Origin of the sequence: Aeromicrobium tamlense (genome assembly GCF_013408555.1) — a bacterium.
GTDB lineage: Bacteria > Actinomycetota > Actinomycetes > Propionibacteriales > Nocardioidaceae > Aeromicrobium > Aeromicrobium tamlense.
In genome coordinates, this window is sequence record NZ_JACBZN010000001.1 from 524,819 (window position 1) to 540,898 (window position 16,080).

The 16,080-nt window shown below is 71.2% G+C and carries 17 protein-coding genes; 10 read left to right on the forward strand and 7 right to left on the reverse strand.

Features of this window, described 5'->3' with window-relative positions:
- Nucleotides 1-90 precede the first annotated feature (90 nt).
- The gene (locus BJ975_RS02655; protein ID WP_179423375.1) at nt 91-996 is read right to left on the reverse strand and encodes a GNAT family N-acetyltransferase; all 906 of its coding nucleotides are present in this window, start codon (nt 994-996) and stop codon (nt 91-93) included.
- Nucleotides 997-1,083: 87 nt separating this feature from the next.
- Between BJ975_RS02655 and fdxA the strand changes: the two genes are divergently transcribed.
- Both fdxA and dapC read left to right on the forward strand, forming a co-directional pair.
- Nucleotides 1,084-1,407 (forward strand): ferredoxin, encoded by a 324-nt coding sequence (gene fdxA, locus BJ975_RS02660; RefSeq protein ID WP_179423377.1) that lies wholly within the window; start codon nt 1,084-1,086, stop codon nt 1,405-1,407.
- A 6-nt stretch (nt 1,408-1,413) separates the two neighbouring features.
- Entirely contained in the window at nt 1,414-2,517 is a 1,104-nt protein-coding gene (gene dapC, locus BJ975_RS02665) for a succinyldiaminopimelate transaminase (RefSeq protein WP_179423379.1), read from the forward strand.
- Between the two features lie 11 nt (nt 2,518-2,528).
- Here dapC and BJ975_RS02670 read toward each other — a convergent pair whose 3' ends face one another.
- Nucleotides 2,529-3,677, reverse strand: coding sequence for an ROK family transcriptional regulator (locus BJ975_RS02670; protein ID WP_179423381.1), 1,149 nt, complete (start codon nt 3,675-3,677; stop codon nt 2,529-2,531).
- A gap of 166 nt (nt 3,678-3,843) precedes the next feature.
- Between BJ975_RS02670 and BJ975_RS02675 the strand changes: the two genes are divergently transcribed.
- From BJ975_RS02675 to BJ975_RS02695, 5 genes are all read left to right on the forward strand, one after another.
- Nucleotides 3,844-4,902 carry a substrate-binding domain-containing protein gene (locus tag BJ975_RS02675; RefSeq protein ID WP_269303211.1) on the forward strand — a complete coding sequence of 353 codons (1,059 nt, stop codon included), beginning with the start codon at nt 3,844-3,846 and terminating at the stop codon, nt 4,900-4,902.
- Nucleotides 4,903-4,980: 78 nt separating this feature from the next.
- Nucleotides 4,981-5,808 carry an ATP-binding cassette domain-containing protein gene (locus tag BJ975_RS02680; RefSeq protein WP_179423383.1) on the forward strand — a complete coding sequence of 276 codons (828 nt, stop codon included), beginning with the start codon at nt 4,981-4,983 and terminating at the stop codon, nt 5,806-5,808.
- Complete coding sequence (locus BJ975_RS02685; protein WP_179423385.1) at nt 5,805-7,040, forward strand: sugar ABC transporter permease; 1,236 nt, start codon at nt 5,805-5,807, stop codon at nt 7,038-7,040. The genes BJ975_RS02680 and BJ975_RS02685 overlap by 4 nt, the downstream gene beginning before the upstream one ends.
- A 148-nt stretch (nt 7,041-7,188) precedes the next feature.
- Nucleotides 7,189-8,115 (forward strand): ATP-binding cassette domain-containing protein, encoded by a 927-nt coding sequence (locus tag BJ975_RS02690; protein ID WP_179423387.1) that lies wholly within the window; start codon nt 7,189-7,191, stop codon nt 8,113-8,115.
- Nucleotides 8,116-8,191: 76 nt separating this feature from the next.
- Nucleotides 8,192-8,995, forward strand: a complete 804-nt coding sequence (locus BJ975_RS02695) for an ABC transporter permease subunit (RefSeq protein ID WP_179423389.1) — start codon at nt 8,192-8,194, stop codon at nt 8,993-8,995.
- Nucleotides 8,996-9,107: 112 nt separating this feature from the next.
- Here the strand turns inward: BJ975_RS02695 and BJ975_RS02700 are convergent, their stop codons facing one another.
- The 3 genes from BJ975_RS02700 to BJ975_RS02710 are packed head-to-tail and all read right to left on the reverse strand — an operon-like array spanning nt 9,108 to nt 11,353.
- Nucleotides 9,108-9,929, reverse strand: coding sequence for a hypothetical protein (locus BJ975_RS02700; protein WP_179423391.1), 822 nt, complete (start codon nt 9,927-9,929; stop codon nt 9,108-9,110).
- The gene (gene dapD / locus BJ975_RS02705) at nt 9,929-10,870 is read right to left on the reverse strand and encodes a 2,3,4,5-tetrahydropyridine-2,6-dicarboxylate N-succinyltransferase (RefSeq protein WP_179423393.1); all 942 of its coding nucleotides are present in this window, start codon (nt 10,868-10,870) and stop codon (nt 9,929-9,931) included. Before dapD ends, BJ975_RS02700 begins: the two co-directional genes overlap by 1 nt.
- A 21-nt stretch (nt 10,871-10,891) precedes the next feature.
- Entirely contained in the window at nt 10,892-11,353 is a 462-nt protein-coding gene (locus BJ975_RS02710) for a tRNA (cytidine(34)-2'-O)-methyltransferase (RefSeq protein WP_179423395.1), read from the reverse strand.
- Between the two features lie 151 nt (nt 11,354-11,504).
- Between BJ975_RS02710 and BJ975_RS02715 the strand changes: the two genes are divergently transcribed.
- From BJ975_RS02715 to BJ975_RS02725, 3 genes are read left to right on the forward strand one after another with little or no spacing between them, the layout of a single operon-like run.
- Nucleotides 11,505-12,434, forward strand: coding sequence for a MetQ/NlpA family ABC transporter substrate-binding protein (locus tag BJ975_RS02715; protein ID WP_179423397.1), 930 nt, complete (start codon nt 11,505-11,507; stop codon nt 12,432-12,434).
- A 1-nt stretch (nt 12,435) separates the two neighbouring features.
- Nucleotides 12,436-13,455 carry a methionine ABC transporter ATP-binding protein gene (locus tag BJ975_RS02720; protein WP_179423399.1) on the forward strand — a complete coding sequence of 340 codons (1,020 nt, stop codon included), beginning with the start codon at nt 12,436-12,438 and terminating at the stop codon, nt 13,453-13,455.
- Entirely contained in the window at nt 13,452-14,123 is a 672-nt protein-coding gene (locus BJ975_RS02725; protein WP_179423401.1) for a methionine ABC transporter permease, read from the forward strand. The genes BJ975_RS02720 and BJ975_RS02725 overlap by 4 nt, the downstream gene beginning before the upstream one ends.
- Before the next feature lie 115 nt (nt 14,124-14,238).
- Here BJ975_RS02725 and BJ975_RS17055 read toward each other — a convergent pair whose 3' ends face one another.
- Nucleotides 14,239-14,985 carry a DUF1684 domain-containing protein gene (locus tag BJ975_RS17055; protein WP_179423403.1) on the reverse strand — a complete coding sequence of 249 codons (747 nt, stop codon included), beginning with the start codon at nt 14,983-14,985 and terminating at the stop codon, nt 14,239-14,241.
- Nucleotides 14,982-16,076 (reverse strand): LLM class flavin-dependent oxidoreductase, encoded by a 1,095-nt coding sequence (locus BJ975_RS02735; RefSeq protein ID WP_179423405.1) that lies wholly within the window; start codon nt 16,074-16,076, stop codon nt 14,982-14,984. The genes BJ975_RS17055 and BJ975_RS02735 overlap by 4 nt, the downstream gene beginning before the upstream one ends.
- Nucleotides 16,077-16,080: the final 4 nt, after the last annotated feature.

Consider the following 16,080-nt stretch of genomic DNA (forward strand, 5'->3'; position numbering starts at 1 on the left):
TCCCCTTCCCCACTTGTGGAACGCGTTGCACGTTCCTGAGTCCGAGAAGCGTGCAACGCGTTCCACAAGTTGCACGGTTCGCTCGGAGGCTCAGGGGGCGGTGAGGTACCGGTACGCGTGGTGCGTGCGGAAGCCGAAGGGCGCGTAGAGCGCGATCGCCGGGTGGTTGTCGCGCATCGTCTGCAGGTAGGCCTTGTCGGCGCCGTGCGCCGCGGCCCAGGCCAGCGAGGTCTCGACGATCCGCCGGGCCAGCCCCTGACGGCGGTGCGCGGGATCGACCTCGACCGCCGCGAGTCCCGCCCACTCGCCAGTCACCACGATGCGCCCGATCGCGGCGTCGCCGATCGACACGAAGCCCACGGTCGCCGGGCCCTCGAGCACCGCGCGCGCGGTGGAGGCGTCGCGCACGCGTCCGTAGTGCCGCAGCCAGCCGTCGGTCGCGTGGTCGGCGACGATCGCCTCGGGATCGGCGGCAGGCACATCGCGCAGGTCGGCGACCTGCACGATCGCGCCCGGCGGCTGGTCGGTGACGCCGACCCAGCCGGCCTCGACGAACCGCTGGTGCCACGCCGAGTCCTCGACGATCTGGACGAGCGGACGCAGGTCGCGGGCGCGGTAGAAGTCGACGACCGCGCCGAACGGGTCGTCGGTGCCCGGGTCGCCGTGCACGGCCGCGGAGTTCGCGCGGCCGGTGAATCCGCTCGCCGCCCGCAGCTCCCACGCGCCCAGCGGCACCGACTCGGTGGCCGGCCAGCCGCGCGACGTGACGCGGGTCAGGTCCTCGGACGAGATCGCGCCGGCCGCGCGCGTGCGGACGGGCCGGTCGGGCACGACGCGCATCGCCAGCACGGTGCCCGCGGGCACGAACGCGAGCTCGCCATCGCGCCGCTCGATGCGCAGCCCGTCGGGCTCCGCGCTCAGCACGCGGCCCACGACGTCGCGCGCGCCGTCGCCGCTGCGATGGCGCACGGAGACGCGACGACCGACCAGATCCACGGCGACACGATCTCATGAGGCGAACCCGGCCAGCGAAGCCCGGGTCCCCCGGGAGATACTGGGGACCGACCCCGAAGGAGCAAGCCCGTGACGTATGTGATCGCCCAGCCTTGTGTCGACATCAAGGACCGTGCGTGTGTGGACGAGTGTCCGGTCGACTGCATCTACGAGGGCAACCGCATGCTCTACATCCACCCGGACGAGTGCGTGGACTGCGGCGCCTGTGAGCCGGTCTGCCCGGTCGAGGCCATCTTCTACGAGGACGACACCCCGGACGAGTGGAAGGACTACTACGACGCGAACGTCCACTTCTTCGACGACCTCGGCTCGCCCGGTGGTGCCGCGAAGATGGGCGTGATCGACGCCGACCACCCGTTCGTCAAGGCCCTGCCTCCCCAGAACCAGGAGTGACGGGCCATGGCCGAGGCCCGGGTGTCGGGACGCTTCCCCGACTTCCCGTGGGACACGATCGCCGCCGCCAAGGCACGGGCCGCCGAGCATCCTGACGGCCTCGTCGACCTGTCGATCGGCACGCCGGTCGATCCCACGCCCGAGGTCGCGCGCCAGGCGCTGATCGCCGCGGCCGACTCGCCCGGGTACCCCACGGTCCTCGGCCCCGAGTCGTTGCGGCAGGCCGTCGTCGACTGGCTCGAGCGCCGCTTCTCCATCACCGGCGTCGGCACCGACAACGTGCTGGCCACGATCGGCAGCAAGGAGCTCATCGCCAACCTGTGCGTGCAGCTCGGCCTCGGCCCCGGCGACGTCGTCGGCCTGCCCGAGACGGCCTACCCGACCTACGCCGTGAGCGCGGCCTACGCGGGGGCCACGGCGATCGCCACGGACTCGCGCGTGGCGTTCGGCCCCCAGCGTCCGAAGCTCGTGTTCATCAACTTCCCGGCCAACCCGCACGGCCGCGTCGTCGGCCGCGAGCACCTCAAGGCGTGGGTCGACTTCTGCCGCGAGTCGGGCGCGCTGCTCGTCAGCGACGAGTGCTACCTCGAGTTCGTCTGGGAGGGCGAGCCCGTCTCGGTGCTCGACCCCGAGGTCAACGGCGGCTCGCTCGACGGCATCCTCGCGCTGCACTCGCTGTCGAAGCGCTCCAACATGGCGGGCTACCGCGACGCGTTCCTCGTGGGCGACCGCTCGGTCGTCGCCGAGCTGCTCGCGGTCCGCAAGCACCTGGGCTTCATGGTGCCCACGCCCGTCGCCGCCGCGATGGAGGCCGCACTGGCCGACGACACGCACGTCGACGAGCAGCGCGAGCGCTACCTCGCGCGGCGGGCCACACTGCGCACGGCGCTGGAGCAGGCGGGCTTCCGCATCGACCACTCGCAGGGCTCGCTGTACCTGTGGGCCACGCGCGGGGAGCCGTGCCGCGACACCGTCGAGTGGCTGGCCGACCGCGGCATCCTCGTTGCTCCGGGCGACTTCTACGGCGCCACCGGCTCGCACCACGTCCGGTTCGCGGTCACGGCCACCGACGAGCGCATCGCCGCCGCTGCCAAGCGCCTCTCGTCCTGAGCGCTGCCTGATCAGCCGGGCAGCTCGACGGCCTCGAGGGCCATCAGCACGCTGCCCACGCACGACGGGCGGTCGTCCAGCTCGGACCCGGTGACCCGCACCTCCCGGGCCACGGGCGTCAGCGCGTGACGGCGCATCGACGCGCGCACCTCGTCGAGCAGCAGGTCGCCCGCCGCGGCGAGGTCGCCGCCGATCACGACGACCTCGGGGCCGAGCAGGTTCGCGACGGCCGCGACGGCCTCGCCCAGGTGGCGTCCGGCGTCCTCGATGAGACGTCGGGCGCCCTGGTCGCCGCGCAGCGCGCGCTCGACGAAGCCTTGCACGTCCAGCTCGCCGCCCGTGGGCGCGTACTGGGCGATGAGGGCGGCGCCACCGACGTAGGCCTCGAGACAGCCGCGGCTGCCGCAGCGGCACAGGGGACCCGACTCGTCCATCGTGAGGTGGCCGAGCTCGCCGGCGGTGCCCAGGCCGCCGTGGTGGACGCGGCCGTCGAGCACGAGTCCGCAGCCGACGCCCGAGGCGATCTTGATGTAGACGAGGTCCTGGTGGCCGCGGCCCGCGCCGCGCATCCACTCGGCCAGCGCGCTGAGGTTGGCGTCGTTGTCCACCACCGTGGTGCGCTCGAAGACCTTCTCGGCCGCGGAGCGGGCGTCGACGCCCACCCAGCCGGGCAGGATCGAGCCGGAGTCGATGATGCCGTCGCGTCCGATCGGGGCGGGGATCGCCATGCCGATGGCGCGCAGGCCGTCGTGGTCGAGGCCCCCGGCCTCCAGCAGCTCGTCCACCATCGAGCGCGCGAGGTCGAGCGCCTCGTCGCTGGGGGCGTCGGGCGCGAGCGGGACGACGCGCGAGTCGCGGATGTCGCCGGCGAGGTCGGCCAGCGCGACCTGCAGGTGCGAGTGGCCGAAGTCGACACCGGCCACGACGCCGGCCTCGGGGGAGACGGTGACGGTGGCGCCGCGGCGTCCCGCCCCGGCCTCGGAGTGCAGGAAGCCCGCCGTGACCAGCTCGCGGATGATGCCCGAGACGGTCGCGGGGGCCAACTGCGTGCGGCGCGCGATCTGTGCCTGGCTGAGCCCGCCGGCCTCGCGGACGACCCGGACCACGCGACTCTGGTTGGAGACGCGCAGGGCAGCGGTCGAACCCGGGCTGGAGGACATGGCGTCCACTGTGACTCACGTCGCAGTTGTCGTCAAGTGTTGAAGACAAACACGGGCTCTACTGTTGCGTAACAAGATTTGCGTTCATCACTTGACGCTTTTCTTGTGACGTAGTTCACTGGTCATGCTCCACGCCGACGTGGGGACGACATTTCTTGGAGGAACTGTGAACACCATCTCCCGCGTCGCCATGCTCACGGCGACCCTGACGATCGGCCTCGGCGGCCTGGCCGCGTGCGGCTCCAACGACGACGGCGACAGTGGCTCGGACGAGGGCAAGACCATCGCCCTGCTGCTCCCGGAGACCAAGACCACCCGCTACGAGAGCTTCGACAAGCCGCTCTTCGAGGCCAAGGTCAAGGAGCTGTGCGACAGCTGCAAGGTCGACTACCTCAACGCCGACCAGGATGCCTCGAAGCAGCAGCAGCAGGCCCAGTCGGCCATCACGAACGGCGCCTCCGTCCTCGTGCTCGACCCGGTCGACGGCAAGGCCGCCACCACCATCGTGAAGTCGGCGCAGAGCTCCGACGTGCCGGTCGTGGCGTACGACCGCTTCATCGAGGGCGCGGACTACTACATCTCGTTCGACAACGAGCGCGTCGGCCAGATGCAGGGCGAGGCCCTCGTCGAGGCCACGGGCGACAAGGGCGACATCCTCATGCTCAACGGCTCGCCGACGGACCCGAACGCCGCGCAGTTCAAGAAGGGCGCGCACTCGGTCCTCGATGCGAGCGGCCTGAACATCGTGGCCGAGTACGACAACCCGGACTGGAGCCCCGACAACGCGCAGAAGTTCACCAGCTCGCAGTTCAACAAGGTCGATCCCGGTGACCTCGCCGGCGTCTACGCCGCCAACGACGGCCAGGCCGGCGGCGTCTTCGCCGCGTTCAAGGCCGCCGGCGCCGCCGACGTCCCGCCGATCACCGGCCAGGACGCCGAGCTCGCGGCGATCCAGCGCATCGTGGCCGGTCAGCAGTTCATGACCGTCTACAAGCCGATCAAGGCCGAGGCCGAGCAGGCGGCCGAGCTGGCCGTCGACCTCGCCAATGGCGAGGACATCAGCGGCACCGAGGACTTCCAGGGCGTGCCCTCGTTCATCCTGGACCCGATCTCGGTGAAGCAGGACAACGTGGGTGACACGGTCGTGAAGGACGAGTTCTACACCGTCGACCAGATCTGCACCGCCGAGTACGCCGACGCCTGCCAGAAGGCCGGCCTGTCCTGAGTGGCACACGGTGGGGCCGGCCGCCGCCGGCCCCACCGTGCTTCCCTTTTCTCCCGTCGCTCGACCCCAGGAACACTCATGACCACACCCGTGCTGTCCATGCGCGGCATCGGCAAGCGATTCGGTGCCGTCCAGGCGCTCACCGACGTCGACTTCGACGTCCGACCCGGCGAGGTGGTCGCCCTCGTCGGTGACAACGGCGCCGGCAAGTCGACCCTCGTCAAGATCATCTCGGGCGTCTACGGCTCCGACTCCGGGACGATCGAGGTGGAGGGCCGCGAGGTCCACATCCACGGCCCGAAGTCCGCCCAGGCGCTCGGCATCGCCACCGTCTTCCAGGACCTCGCGCTCGCCGACAACCTCGACGTCGTCGCGAACCTCTTCCTCGGCCAGGAGGCCACCGCCGGCGGCGTCCTCGACGAGGAGACGATGGAGTCGCGCAGCTGGGAGCTGCTGCGCCAGCTCTCCGCCAAGATCCCGTCGGTGCGCATCCCGATCGCCGCCCTCTCCGGCGGCCAGCGCCAGACCGTGGCCATCGCCCGCAGCCTCGTGGGCGAGCCGAAGATCGTGATGCTCGACGAGCCCACCGCGGCCCTCGGCGTCGCGCAGACCGCGGAGGTGCTGAACCTCATCGAGCGGCTGCGCGAGTCGGGCCTGGGCGTCGTCGTCATCTCGCACAACATGGCCGACGTGCAGGCCGTCGCCGACCGGATCTACGTGCTGCGGCTCGGCCGCAACGCGGCGGAGTTCCACATCGACGACGTCACCACCGACCAGCTGGTGGCCGCGATCACCGGCGCCTCGGACAACGTGGTGGCCGCCCGCCGCGCCCGTTCCGAGGGCGCCGACGTGGCCCCCAACCCGCAGGCCGACCTGTTGGTCGAGGACGAGGAGGGGAAAGCATGAGCAGCGGAAGCTTCGCGGACCGCGCGGACGAGCGCCTGGTCCAGGACTCCTCGCCCAAGGCCCTGCTGGGCAACCTGAAGCGGCGACTGCGCTCGGGCGACCTCGGGATGATCCCCGTGGTCGTGGGCCTGGTCGTCATCTGGATCGTGTTCTACGCGATGAACCCGCGGTTCCTCTCGTCGCGCAACCTCGTCGAGCTGAGCCTGGACTCCGCCACGATCGGCATGATCTCCGTCGGCATCGTGCTGGTGCTGCTGCTGGGCGAGATCGACCTGTCGGTGGGCTCGGTCTCGGGCCTGTCGGGCTCGATCCTGGCGGTCCTGCTCGTCTACCAGGGCTGGCCGCTGCTGGGCTCGATCCTGGCCGCGCTGTGCGCCGGCCTGCTGATCGGCGTGTTCTACGGCGTCCTCTACACGCGCTTCGGCGTGCCGAGTTTCGTCATCACCCTGGCCGGCCTGCTGGCCTTCCTCGGCGCGCAACTGCAGGTGCTCGGGTCGAACGGCACGGTCAACCTGCCGGGCGAGTCGGCGCTGATCGACTTCGCGAACTTCACGTTCCTGCCCCCGTGGCTGTCGTACGTGCTCGCGGCGGCGGTGGGCGTGGCCTACCTGCTGGCGCGGCTGCGCACCCTGCGTCGCCGTTCCGCGGCGAACCTGTCGACGCCGAGCGTGCAGTCGGTGCTCGTGCGCGCGGTGCTCATCACGGCCGCCATCGCCGGCGTGGCCTGGTACCTCAACATCGACCGCGGCATCGGTGCGATGCCGCTGCTGTGGGTCGGCGTCATCATCGGGATGGACTTCCTGCTGCGCCGCACGACGTGGGGCCGGCACGTGTTCTCCGTCGGCGGCAACGAGGAGGCCTCGCGGCGCGCCGGCATCGGCGTGGACCGGGTCTACATCTCGGTGTTCGCGCTGTGCTCGATGTTCGCGGCGCTCGGCGGCGTGCTGGCGGCCGGCCGTCTCCAGGCGGTGAGCCAGACCTCGGGCGGCACGGACACGAACCTCATGGCGATCGCCGCGGCGGTCATCGGCGGCACCAGCCTCTTCGGCGGGCGTGGCTCGGTGTACTCGGCGCTGTTCGGCATGCTCGTGCTGCAGTCCATCACCAGCGGCCTCAACCTGGTCGGCGTCGACGCCTACGTGCGGTACATGGTCACCGGCGCGGTCCTGCTGCTGGCGGTCACGATCGACTCGCTGTCCCGCCAGGCCCGCAAGAGCAGCGGCAGCGGCTGAGCCGTCCCCTGGTCGCCCTCGCCCCGTCCCCCCGGCGAGTGGCGCAGAGACGCCCGCCACTCGTCGAGTGGCGGGCGTCTCCGCGCCAGTCGGCACCCCGGCTTGCGCCAGTCGCGGACCAAGGTCGGACGGACGTTAGGGTCGAGTCATGCGAACCGAGACCGACATCGTCGTCGATCACCTGTCCAAGCAGTTCGGTTCCGTCAAGGCCGTCGATGACCTGAGCTTCACCGTCCGCCCCGGCGCGGTGACCGGATTCCTCGGCCCGAACGGTGCCGGCAAGACCACCACGCTGCGGATGCTGCTGGGCCTCGTGCGTCCCACCGGGGGCCTCGCGCTCATCGGCGGGAAGCGCTACGAGGACCTCGTGCGCCCCGGCTCCACGGTCGGCGCCGCGCTGGAGGCCTCGAGCTTCCACCCCGGCCGCACCGGCCTCGACCACCTCCGCGTCTTCGCGCCCCAGGTCGGCGCCACCGACGCCCGCTGCCACGAGCTGCTCGAGCTGGTCGGCATGACCGACGCGGCCAAGCGCCGGGTCGGCGGCTACTCGATGGGCATGCGCCAGCGCCTCGGCCTGGCCTACGCGCTGCTCGGCGACCCCGAGGTGATCCTGCTCGACGAGCCCGCCAACGGCCTCGACCCGCAGGGGATCGTGTGGCTGCGTCACCTGCTGCGCGCGTTCGCCGACGAGGGACGCACGGTGCTGGTCTCGAGCCACGTGCTCAGCGAGGTCCAGCACACGGTGGACGACGTCGTGATCATCGCCGGAGGCCGCCTCGTGCACGCCTCGCCGCTGCAGGGCCTGCACGCGCTGGTCGAGTCGCGGGTGCGGCTCGCCGGCCCCACGCCCGACAAGATCGTCGCGCTGGCGTCCGAGAAGGGCTGGCGCACCGAGCCCGTCGCGGGCGGCGTCGACATCATCGACGTCCCGGCGGCCGAGGTCGGCTCCGCCGCCTTCGCCTCAGGCATCGAGGTGCACCAGCTGGCCGACGTGGGCGTCGGCCTCGAGGACGTCTTCCTGCGCCTGACCTCCAGTCCCGACGCCCCGGCGTCGCGAGGCGGTGTTGCGGCATGAGCGAGCGCCAGCGAGTGAACCAGGAGAATCTCATGTCGGTGCCGACGTACCGTGCTCTTTCGACGGAGGTGGCGGCATGAGCGCTGCAGTGAAGGCAGAGCTGCGCAAGCTCTTCAGCACGCGTCTGTGGTGGCTGCTGGCCCTCGTGCTCGTGGCATACCTCGTGTTCATCGGCGCCGTGATGGCGTTCTCGTTCACCGTCGACACGGGGACCGACATGACCGGCGGCGGCCCGCTGGCCGAGGGGGAGGAGCTGGCGAAGCAGATCTACTCGCTGACCAGCCCGATCGGCTACGTCTTCCCGCTCATCATCGGCAGCCTGCTGTTCACGGGCGAGTTCCGGCACAAGACGATCACCGCGTCGCTGCTGGCGCAGCCGAACCGGTCGATCCTCATGGCGGCCAAGCTCGTGGCGGGCATCGCCGTGGGCGTCGTCTACGGCGTGATCGGCACGGCCTCGACGGTCCTGGGCGCGGCGCCGATCCTGGCGTGGCGCGGCGACGGCGCCTACCTCGGCTCGAGCGCGGTGCTCGAGCTGCTGGGGATGTCGGTCCTGGTCATGACGGTCTGGGCCCTGCTGGGCACCGCGATCGGCAGCGTCCTGACCAACCAGGTCGCCGCGATCATCGTGATCCTGGCGTTCACCCAGTTCGTCGAGCCGATCGCCCGCGTGGCGCTCGGCGCCTGGGACGCGACGTCCGAGGTGGCCAAGTACATGCCCGGTGCCGCGGCGGACGCCCTGATGGGCTCGAGCTTCTTCGCCTCCGACGCCAGCGCCGACCTGCTCTCGCGCGGTGCCGGCGCCGCCGTGCTGCTGGCCTACGTGCTGGTCTTCGTGCTGATCGGCCGTCTCGTCACGCTGCGTCGCGACATCGGCTGACGGCCCCTCGCCCCGCCCCTCCACTTCTGGAACGGGATGAACGCCTCCTCGCGCTGAGAGGGTGCATCTCGTTCCAGAAGTGGGAGGGGGCGGGGCGTTCGCGTTCCCGGGTTCAGCGCCGCACGAAGCGGACCTCGGTGCGGCTGGCGTCCTCGGTGGGGCTCCAGCCGGGCTCGTCCTGGTCGGCCTCCCAGCGCATGTCGTCGAAGGTGACCTCGGCGATGCGGAACTCGGTGGAGTTCGCCACGAGGAACTGCGCGAGCGCCCAGCCGCGGGCGTCGACGTCGTCCCCGGTCAGCGCGATCGCGCTCTGGCCCGAGGACGGGTCGGTGTCCACGCGGACCCGGCCGAACGCCTCGTCGAGGTACTCCTCGAGATCGGACGAGACCGAGCCGGCCTTCGGGTCGGTGGCGCACGCGAACGCGGCGGGGGAGTAGCCGCGCAGCGACGAGGCCAGCACGCGCGCGTCGGCCTCGTGGTCGGCGTACGCCTCGGGAAAGCCCGAGCGCTGCACGGCCTGCGCAGCGTCGGTGATCTCCATCGACTCGTAGCCGTCGATCCTCACCAGACCGTCGTAGAACTTCCCGATCGAGTACGACGGGTCGAGGATCTGCTCGACCGAGCCCCAGCCCTGCGACGGGCGCTGCTGGAACAGTCCGACGGAGTCACGGTCGCCGTAGTCGATGTTGCGGATCTTCGACTCCTGGTAGGCGGTCGCGATCGCGATCGTCGTGGCGCGCGGCGGCAGTCCACGCTCCTGGGCCTTCGCCGCGATGAGCGCCGACCACTTCGCCTGCTCGAGGTCGACCTCCACCGTGCGGTCGCCCACCGTGGCCACGCAGTAGTCGCGCGCCTGCGCCTCGGTCTCGTAGATCTTGAAGACGACGAGCACGAGCGCCACCGTCGCGACGACGGTGGCGACGATCCAGCGCATCAGTTGGCGTGCAGGTCGGCGTTCAGCTCGACGCCGGTGCGGCCGCCGCGGGGGCGCGCCTCGATGGCACCGGTCTGGCTGTTCGTGAGGAAGAGGATGCCGTCGGAGCCCGACAACTCGGCGGCCTTGACGACCGCGCCGTCGGGCAGCGTGACCTTGGTGCCCGCGGTGACGTACGTGCCCGCGGCCACGACGCAGTCGTCGCCGAGCGAGATGCCGATGCCGGCGTTGGCGCCGATCAGGCAGCCCTCGCCCACGCGGATGACCTCCTTGCCGCCACCGGACAGCGTGCCCATGATCGAGGCGCCGCCGCCGACGTCGGAGCCGTTGCCCACGACGACGCCGGCCGAGATGCGGCCCTCGACCATCGCATGGCCGAGCGTGCCGGCGTTGAAGTTCACGAAGCCCTCGTGCATGACCGTGGTGCCCTCGGCGAGGTGGGCGCCGAGGCGCACGCGGTCGGCGTCGCCGATGCGCACGCCCGAGGGGATGACGTAGTCGGTCATGCGCGGGAACTTGTCGATGCTGGTGACCGCGACGACGAGGCCGGCGGCGCGGGCGCGGGCGCGCACGTCCTCGAAGCCCTCGACGGGGCACGGGCCGATCGACGTCCACACGACGTTGCTGAGCAGACCGAAGACGCCGTCGAGGCTCTGTCCGTGGGGCTGGACGAGGCGGTGCGAGAGCAGGTGCAGGCGCAGGTAGACGTCGTACGCGTCGGTGGGCGCGGCGTCCAGGTCGGCGATCTCGGTGTGGACCACGCGGGTCTCGACCCCTCGCACGGCGTCGTGGCGCGACGCGGCCACGAGCTCGGCGGGCTCGACGGTGCTCTCCGGCGCAGGACCGAGGGCCGGGGCGGGGTACCAGACGTCCAGGACGGTGCCTTCGGGCGTGACGGTGGCCAGGCCCCAGGCGTGGGCGGATCGAGGGGAGTCGCTCATGCCCCCAAGGCTATCGAGGGGTCACACCCCGCCGGCGAACCCGTGCTGGCGCCAGGCCTCGTAGACCGCGATGGACGCGCAGTTCGCGAGGTTCATCGACCGGCGCGACGGCTGCATCGGCAGCCGGAGGCGGTCGGTGACGCGCGCGTCGGCCATGACCTCCTCGGGCAGACCGGTGGGCTCGGGGCCGAAGAGCAGCACGTCGCCCGGCTCGTACGCCACGTCGCTGTACCGCGTGGTCGCGGCGGTCGTGTACGCGAAGACACGCGCCGGCAGCAGGGCCTCGTAGGCCTCGTCGAGCGTGCGGTGCACCGTGACGACGGCGAGATCGTGGTAGTCCAGGCCTGCCCGGCGCAGCTTCGCGTCCTCGAAGTCGAACAGCGGATCCACCAGGTGCAGGTGCGATCCCGTGGCGGCGGCGAGGCGGATGGCGTTGCCGGTGTTCCCGGCGATGCGCGGCTCGAAGAACAGGATCCGGAACACGCCCCCACAGTAGGCGCTAACACCTTTCCGGCTTCGCCGACGCCAGTTCTTGGAGTGTGAGACGTGGTCGGAGGGGTTCGTGGGACCTGCCTACGGTCGTCGTCGCCCCTCCCACAAGGACCGGGGCGCCCCGCACCGGAAAGGAACCACCGTGTCCGACAACTCCCCCCTCATCGAGGCACCCAAGCGCCGCGGCCCCGCGATCGCGCTGGCTGTCGTCGTGATCGCCGTCGTGGCGGCCCTCATCGCGTTCGCCCTCACCCGGGGTGGCGACAGCGCCGGCGGCGACCTGACGAAGGTCAAGCTCGGCACCGTGGGCGCCAGCGACCCCTACTGGAAGACGCTCCAGGACGAGGCCGAGAAGGAGGGCATCGATCTCGAGGTCGTCGACTTCGCCGACTACGCGCAGCCCAACCCGGCGCTCACCGAGGGCGAGATCGACATCAACCAGTTCCAGCACATCGTCTACCTGGCGGACTACAACGTCTCGAACAAGCAGGACCTCGTGCCCGTCGGCGCCACCGCGATCTACCCGCTGGGCCTGTACTCGCAGAAGGTCGACTCGGTCGAGGAGCTCAAGCAGGGCGACACCGTGGTCGTGCCGGACGACGACAGCAACCAGGCCCGTGGCCTGCTGATCCTGCAGTCGGCCGGCCTCATCAAGCTGAAGGACGGCGGCTCGATCTTCTCGACGCTCGCCGACGTCGACAAGGCCGCCTCGAAGGTCAAGGTCAAGGCGATCAAGGCCGACCTGACGCCCACCTCGCTGCCCGACGTCGACGCCGCGATCGTCAACAACGACTTCGTCGAGAAGGCCGGCCTGAAGTTCTCCGACGCGATCGCCCAGGACGACCCGTCCGACCCGAACGCGCTGCCGTACGTCAACATCTTCGCCGTTCGCGCCGAGGACAAGGACAACAAGACGTACCAGAAGCTCATCGAGATCTACCAGAACAGCAAGCCCGTCCTCGACGGCGTGCAGGAGGTCTCGGGCAACACGGCGCAGCTGCTGAAGACGCCGGCGGCCGACCTGCAGGCGTCGCTCGCCGACGTCGAGGCGGACACCGCCGCGCAGGGCTGACATGGCACTGGTCGAGCTGCGCGACGTCCACAAGATGTTCGCGCCCACGAAGCGGGGCGCGGCCCCCGTCGAGGCGATCCGCGGGGTCGACCTCGACGTGGAGGCCGGTGAGATCCACGCGATCGTCGGCTACTCCGGCGCGGGCAAGTCCACCCTGGTGCGACTGGTCAACGCGCTGGAGCAGCCGACCTCGGGCAGCGTCACGGTGGACGGGACGCGGCTCGACCAGCTGCGCGAGCGCGACCTGCGTGGCGTCCGTCAGGGCATCGGGATGATCTTCCAGCAGTTCAACCTCATGCGGTCGCGCACCGTGTGGGGGAACCTGGAGTTCCCGCTGCGCCTGGCGGGCGTCGACCAGGCCGAGCGTCAGCGCCGGATCTCCGAGCTGCTGCACTTCGTCGGCCTGGCCGACAAGGCGCACGCCTACCCCGAGCAGCTCTCGGGCGGGCAGAAGCAGCGCGTGGGCATCGCCCGGGCGCTCGCGACGAACCCGTCGATCCTGCTGGCGGACGAGTCCACCAGCGCCCTGGATCCCGACACCACGCGTGAGGTGCTCGGGCTGCTCCGCAAGGTCAACGAGGAGCTGGGCATCACGATCATCGTCATCACGCACGAGATGGACGTGGTCCGCACGCTCGCCCACAAGGTGAGCGTCATGGAGCACGGCCGGATCGTCGAGAGCGGACGCGTGGCCGAGATCTTCGCCCGCCCGCGCGAGAACGTGACGCGGCGCTTCGTCGGCACGCTGGTCGAGGAGGTCCCGCAGGGGCCCGAGCTCGCGGCGCTGCGCGAGCGCTTCGGCGGGCGTCTCGTCGTCGTCGACGTCGAGGGCCGCACGAGCCAGTCCGACGTCTTCGCGGCGCTCGTCGCACGGGGACTGAAGGTGGAGATCGTGCAGGGCGGCGTGAACCGCGTCGGCGGCTCGGTCTTCGGGCACGTCACGCTGTCGGTGCACGGTGACGGCGTCGACGAGGCGGTGGCCCAGGTGGGTCGCCTCGAGGGCGTGGAGGTGCTCGCATGATCGCCCGGGACACCAACCTCCCCGAGCTGTGGCCGCTGATCGGCACGGCCACGTGGGAGACGTTCTACATGGTCGCGATCACCGTCGCGATCGGTGGCTTCCTGGGCCTCGTCGTGGGCCTGGCGCTCTACGCCACGCGCGCCGGCGGCCTATTCGCGAACCGCGTCGCCTTCACGGTGCTCAACGTGGTGGTGAACTTCTTCCGCCCGATCCCGTTCGTGATCTTCATCGCGGCGGTGCAGCCGTTCGCGCGGCTCGTCGTGGGCATTGGCATCGGTAACCGGGCGATCATCTTCGCGATGACCCTCGCGGCGATGTTCGGCATCGCGCGCATCGTCGAGCAGAATCTCGTGACCGTCGAGCCCGGCGTGATCGAGGCTGCTCGCTCGATGGGCGCCAGCCGGCTGCGAATCCTCGCGACCGTCGTGGTGCCCGAGGCCCTCGGTCCGCTGATCCTGGGCTACACGTTCGCGTTCGTCGCGATCGTCGACATGAGCGCGATCGCGGGCGTCATCGGCGCCGGCGGCCTGGGCGCCTTCGCCCAGCAGTACGGCTACCGCCAGTTCGACACGGTGGTCACGTGGACGGTCGTGCTGATCATCGTGGCCTTCGTCCAGGTGGGCCAGTTCTTCGGCAACACCCTGGCCCGCAAGGTCCTGCGCCGCTGATCCACGCCTCCGGCGCGCCAGATGTGTGGCGGCATCCACCCTTTTCGAGCCGAATCGGCCGGAAAGAGGTGGATGCCGCTACACATCTCGCGCGCCTCGGGGGCGCGGCCGGCGGTCAGCCGCGGGTCGGGCGGGTCTCGCCGGCCTCGACCGCGACCGGGAGGCGGTTCGCCGCGGGCGGCAGCGGGCACAGGTAGTGGTCGCTGAACGCGCACGGCGGGAGGTGGGCGCGGTTGAAGTCCAGCTCGACCGATCCGTCGGCCGCCGGCGGCCTCGTGTCGAGGAACCGGAACTGCTGGGTCCGGGCCCCGTTGGTGGCGTCCGCGAACACGATCTGGAGGCCGCCCGGGCGAGCCGAGGACGGGAAGGCGAGGAGGTCGGCCTCGTGGTCGCCGATCCGCACGCGCACGCTCCCGGCCAGCGGGTCCTCTGTCGTCGCGCCGTCGACGTGCTCGACCTCGAGGCCGGTCCCGGCCACGGCGGGCGTGAAGCTGCCCGTGAGGACCCATTCCGGACGATGGTCGAAGGCGTCGATGTCGCGCAGGCTCGTCCGGGTCGCGGCCGCGGGATCGAACACCCGCAGCCCCACGTGACCGCCACGCAGGATCGCTCGGAGCTCGACGTCGCCGAAGGGGGCCGCGCCGCCCACGGGCACCACGACCTCGTCGTCGTCGACCCCCCGCACCACGTCACCGGACACGAACCACGTGCCCGGGAGGCCCGGCACGGTCGCCGGGTCCTCGCCGAGCCACGTCGTCGTGGTGAGCGCGGCGACTCCGTGCGGGGCCGTGACGGCGACGAGTCGCTGCGCCCGCCAGTCCTGCCACGACCTCCGCGCGGTGTCGTCCAGCGTGGCCGTCACCGGGCACCCACGAGCTCGCGCTCGGCCAGCTTCGCCCGCACGAGCGGCAGGACGTAGCGCCCGTAGTCGATCGCGTCGTTGAGGTTGTCGTAGCCGCGGATCGAGATCAGGTCGGCGCCGAGCTCCACGTAGTCGACGATCGAGTCGGCGATCGTCTCGGGCGACCCGACCAGCGCGGTGGAGGCGCCGCGCGCCCCGGTCGCCGTGACGGTCGGGTACCAGAGCGCGCGGTCGTGGACCTCGCCCCGGGCGGCGATGTCGAGCAGCCGTTGCGAGCCGACGTTCTCCGGAGCCGGGCCGCCGGGTCCCTTCACGAGGTCGCCTCGCGAGGTGTTCCCCTGGAGCGCGTCGAGGATCCGGTGGGCCTTCTGCCAGGCGAGCTCGTCGGTCTCGGCCACGATCGGGCGGAACGTCACCCAGATGCGCGGCCGGTCCGTGCGGCCCGCCGCGGCGGCCTCGGCGTGGACGCGGTCGATCTGCTCCTTGGTCTCCTTCAGCGGCTCGCCCCAGAGCCCGAAGATGTCGCCGAGCCGGCCGCCGACCCGGTAGGCGGCGTCCGACGAGCCGCCGACCGAGACCGGGATCGTCCCGTTGACCGGCCGGACGGCGTTGCTGAACCCCTCGAAGCGGTAGTGGCGACCCTCGAAGTCGAACGGCTCGGGGGACTCCCAGGCCCGCTTGAGGATACGGACGTACTCCTCGGCCCGGTCGTAGCGCTCGTCCTTGTCGAGGAAGTCGCCCTCGCGGGCCTGCTCTGCGGTGTCGCCGCCGGCGATGACGTGCACCACCGCCCGGCCGCCGCTCAGCTGGTCGAGGGTGGCCAGAGCCTTGGCCGCCACGGTCGGGTAGACCGTGTTCGGCCGCAGCGCGACGATCGTCCGCAGGTGCGACGTGTGCTGCGAGATCGCGGCGGCCTGGACGAACGGGTCGAACGAGGACGAGTGGTACGGCAGCAGCGTGTAGTCGAAGCCGCCCTCGTCGAGGGCGCGGCTGTAGCGCCGCAGGAAGGCCGGGTCGAGCGCGGCGCCCGGGCGCGGGCTCAGCTCGGTCGCGTCGTTCGGGTAGGTGAGGCTGATGAACTCGGTGGTCACGAGG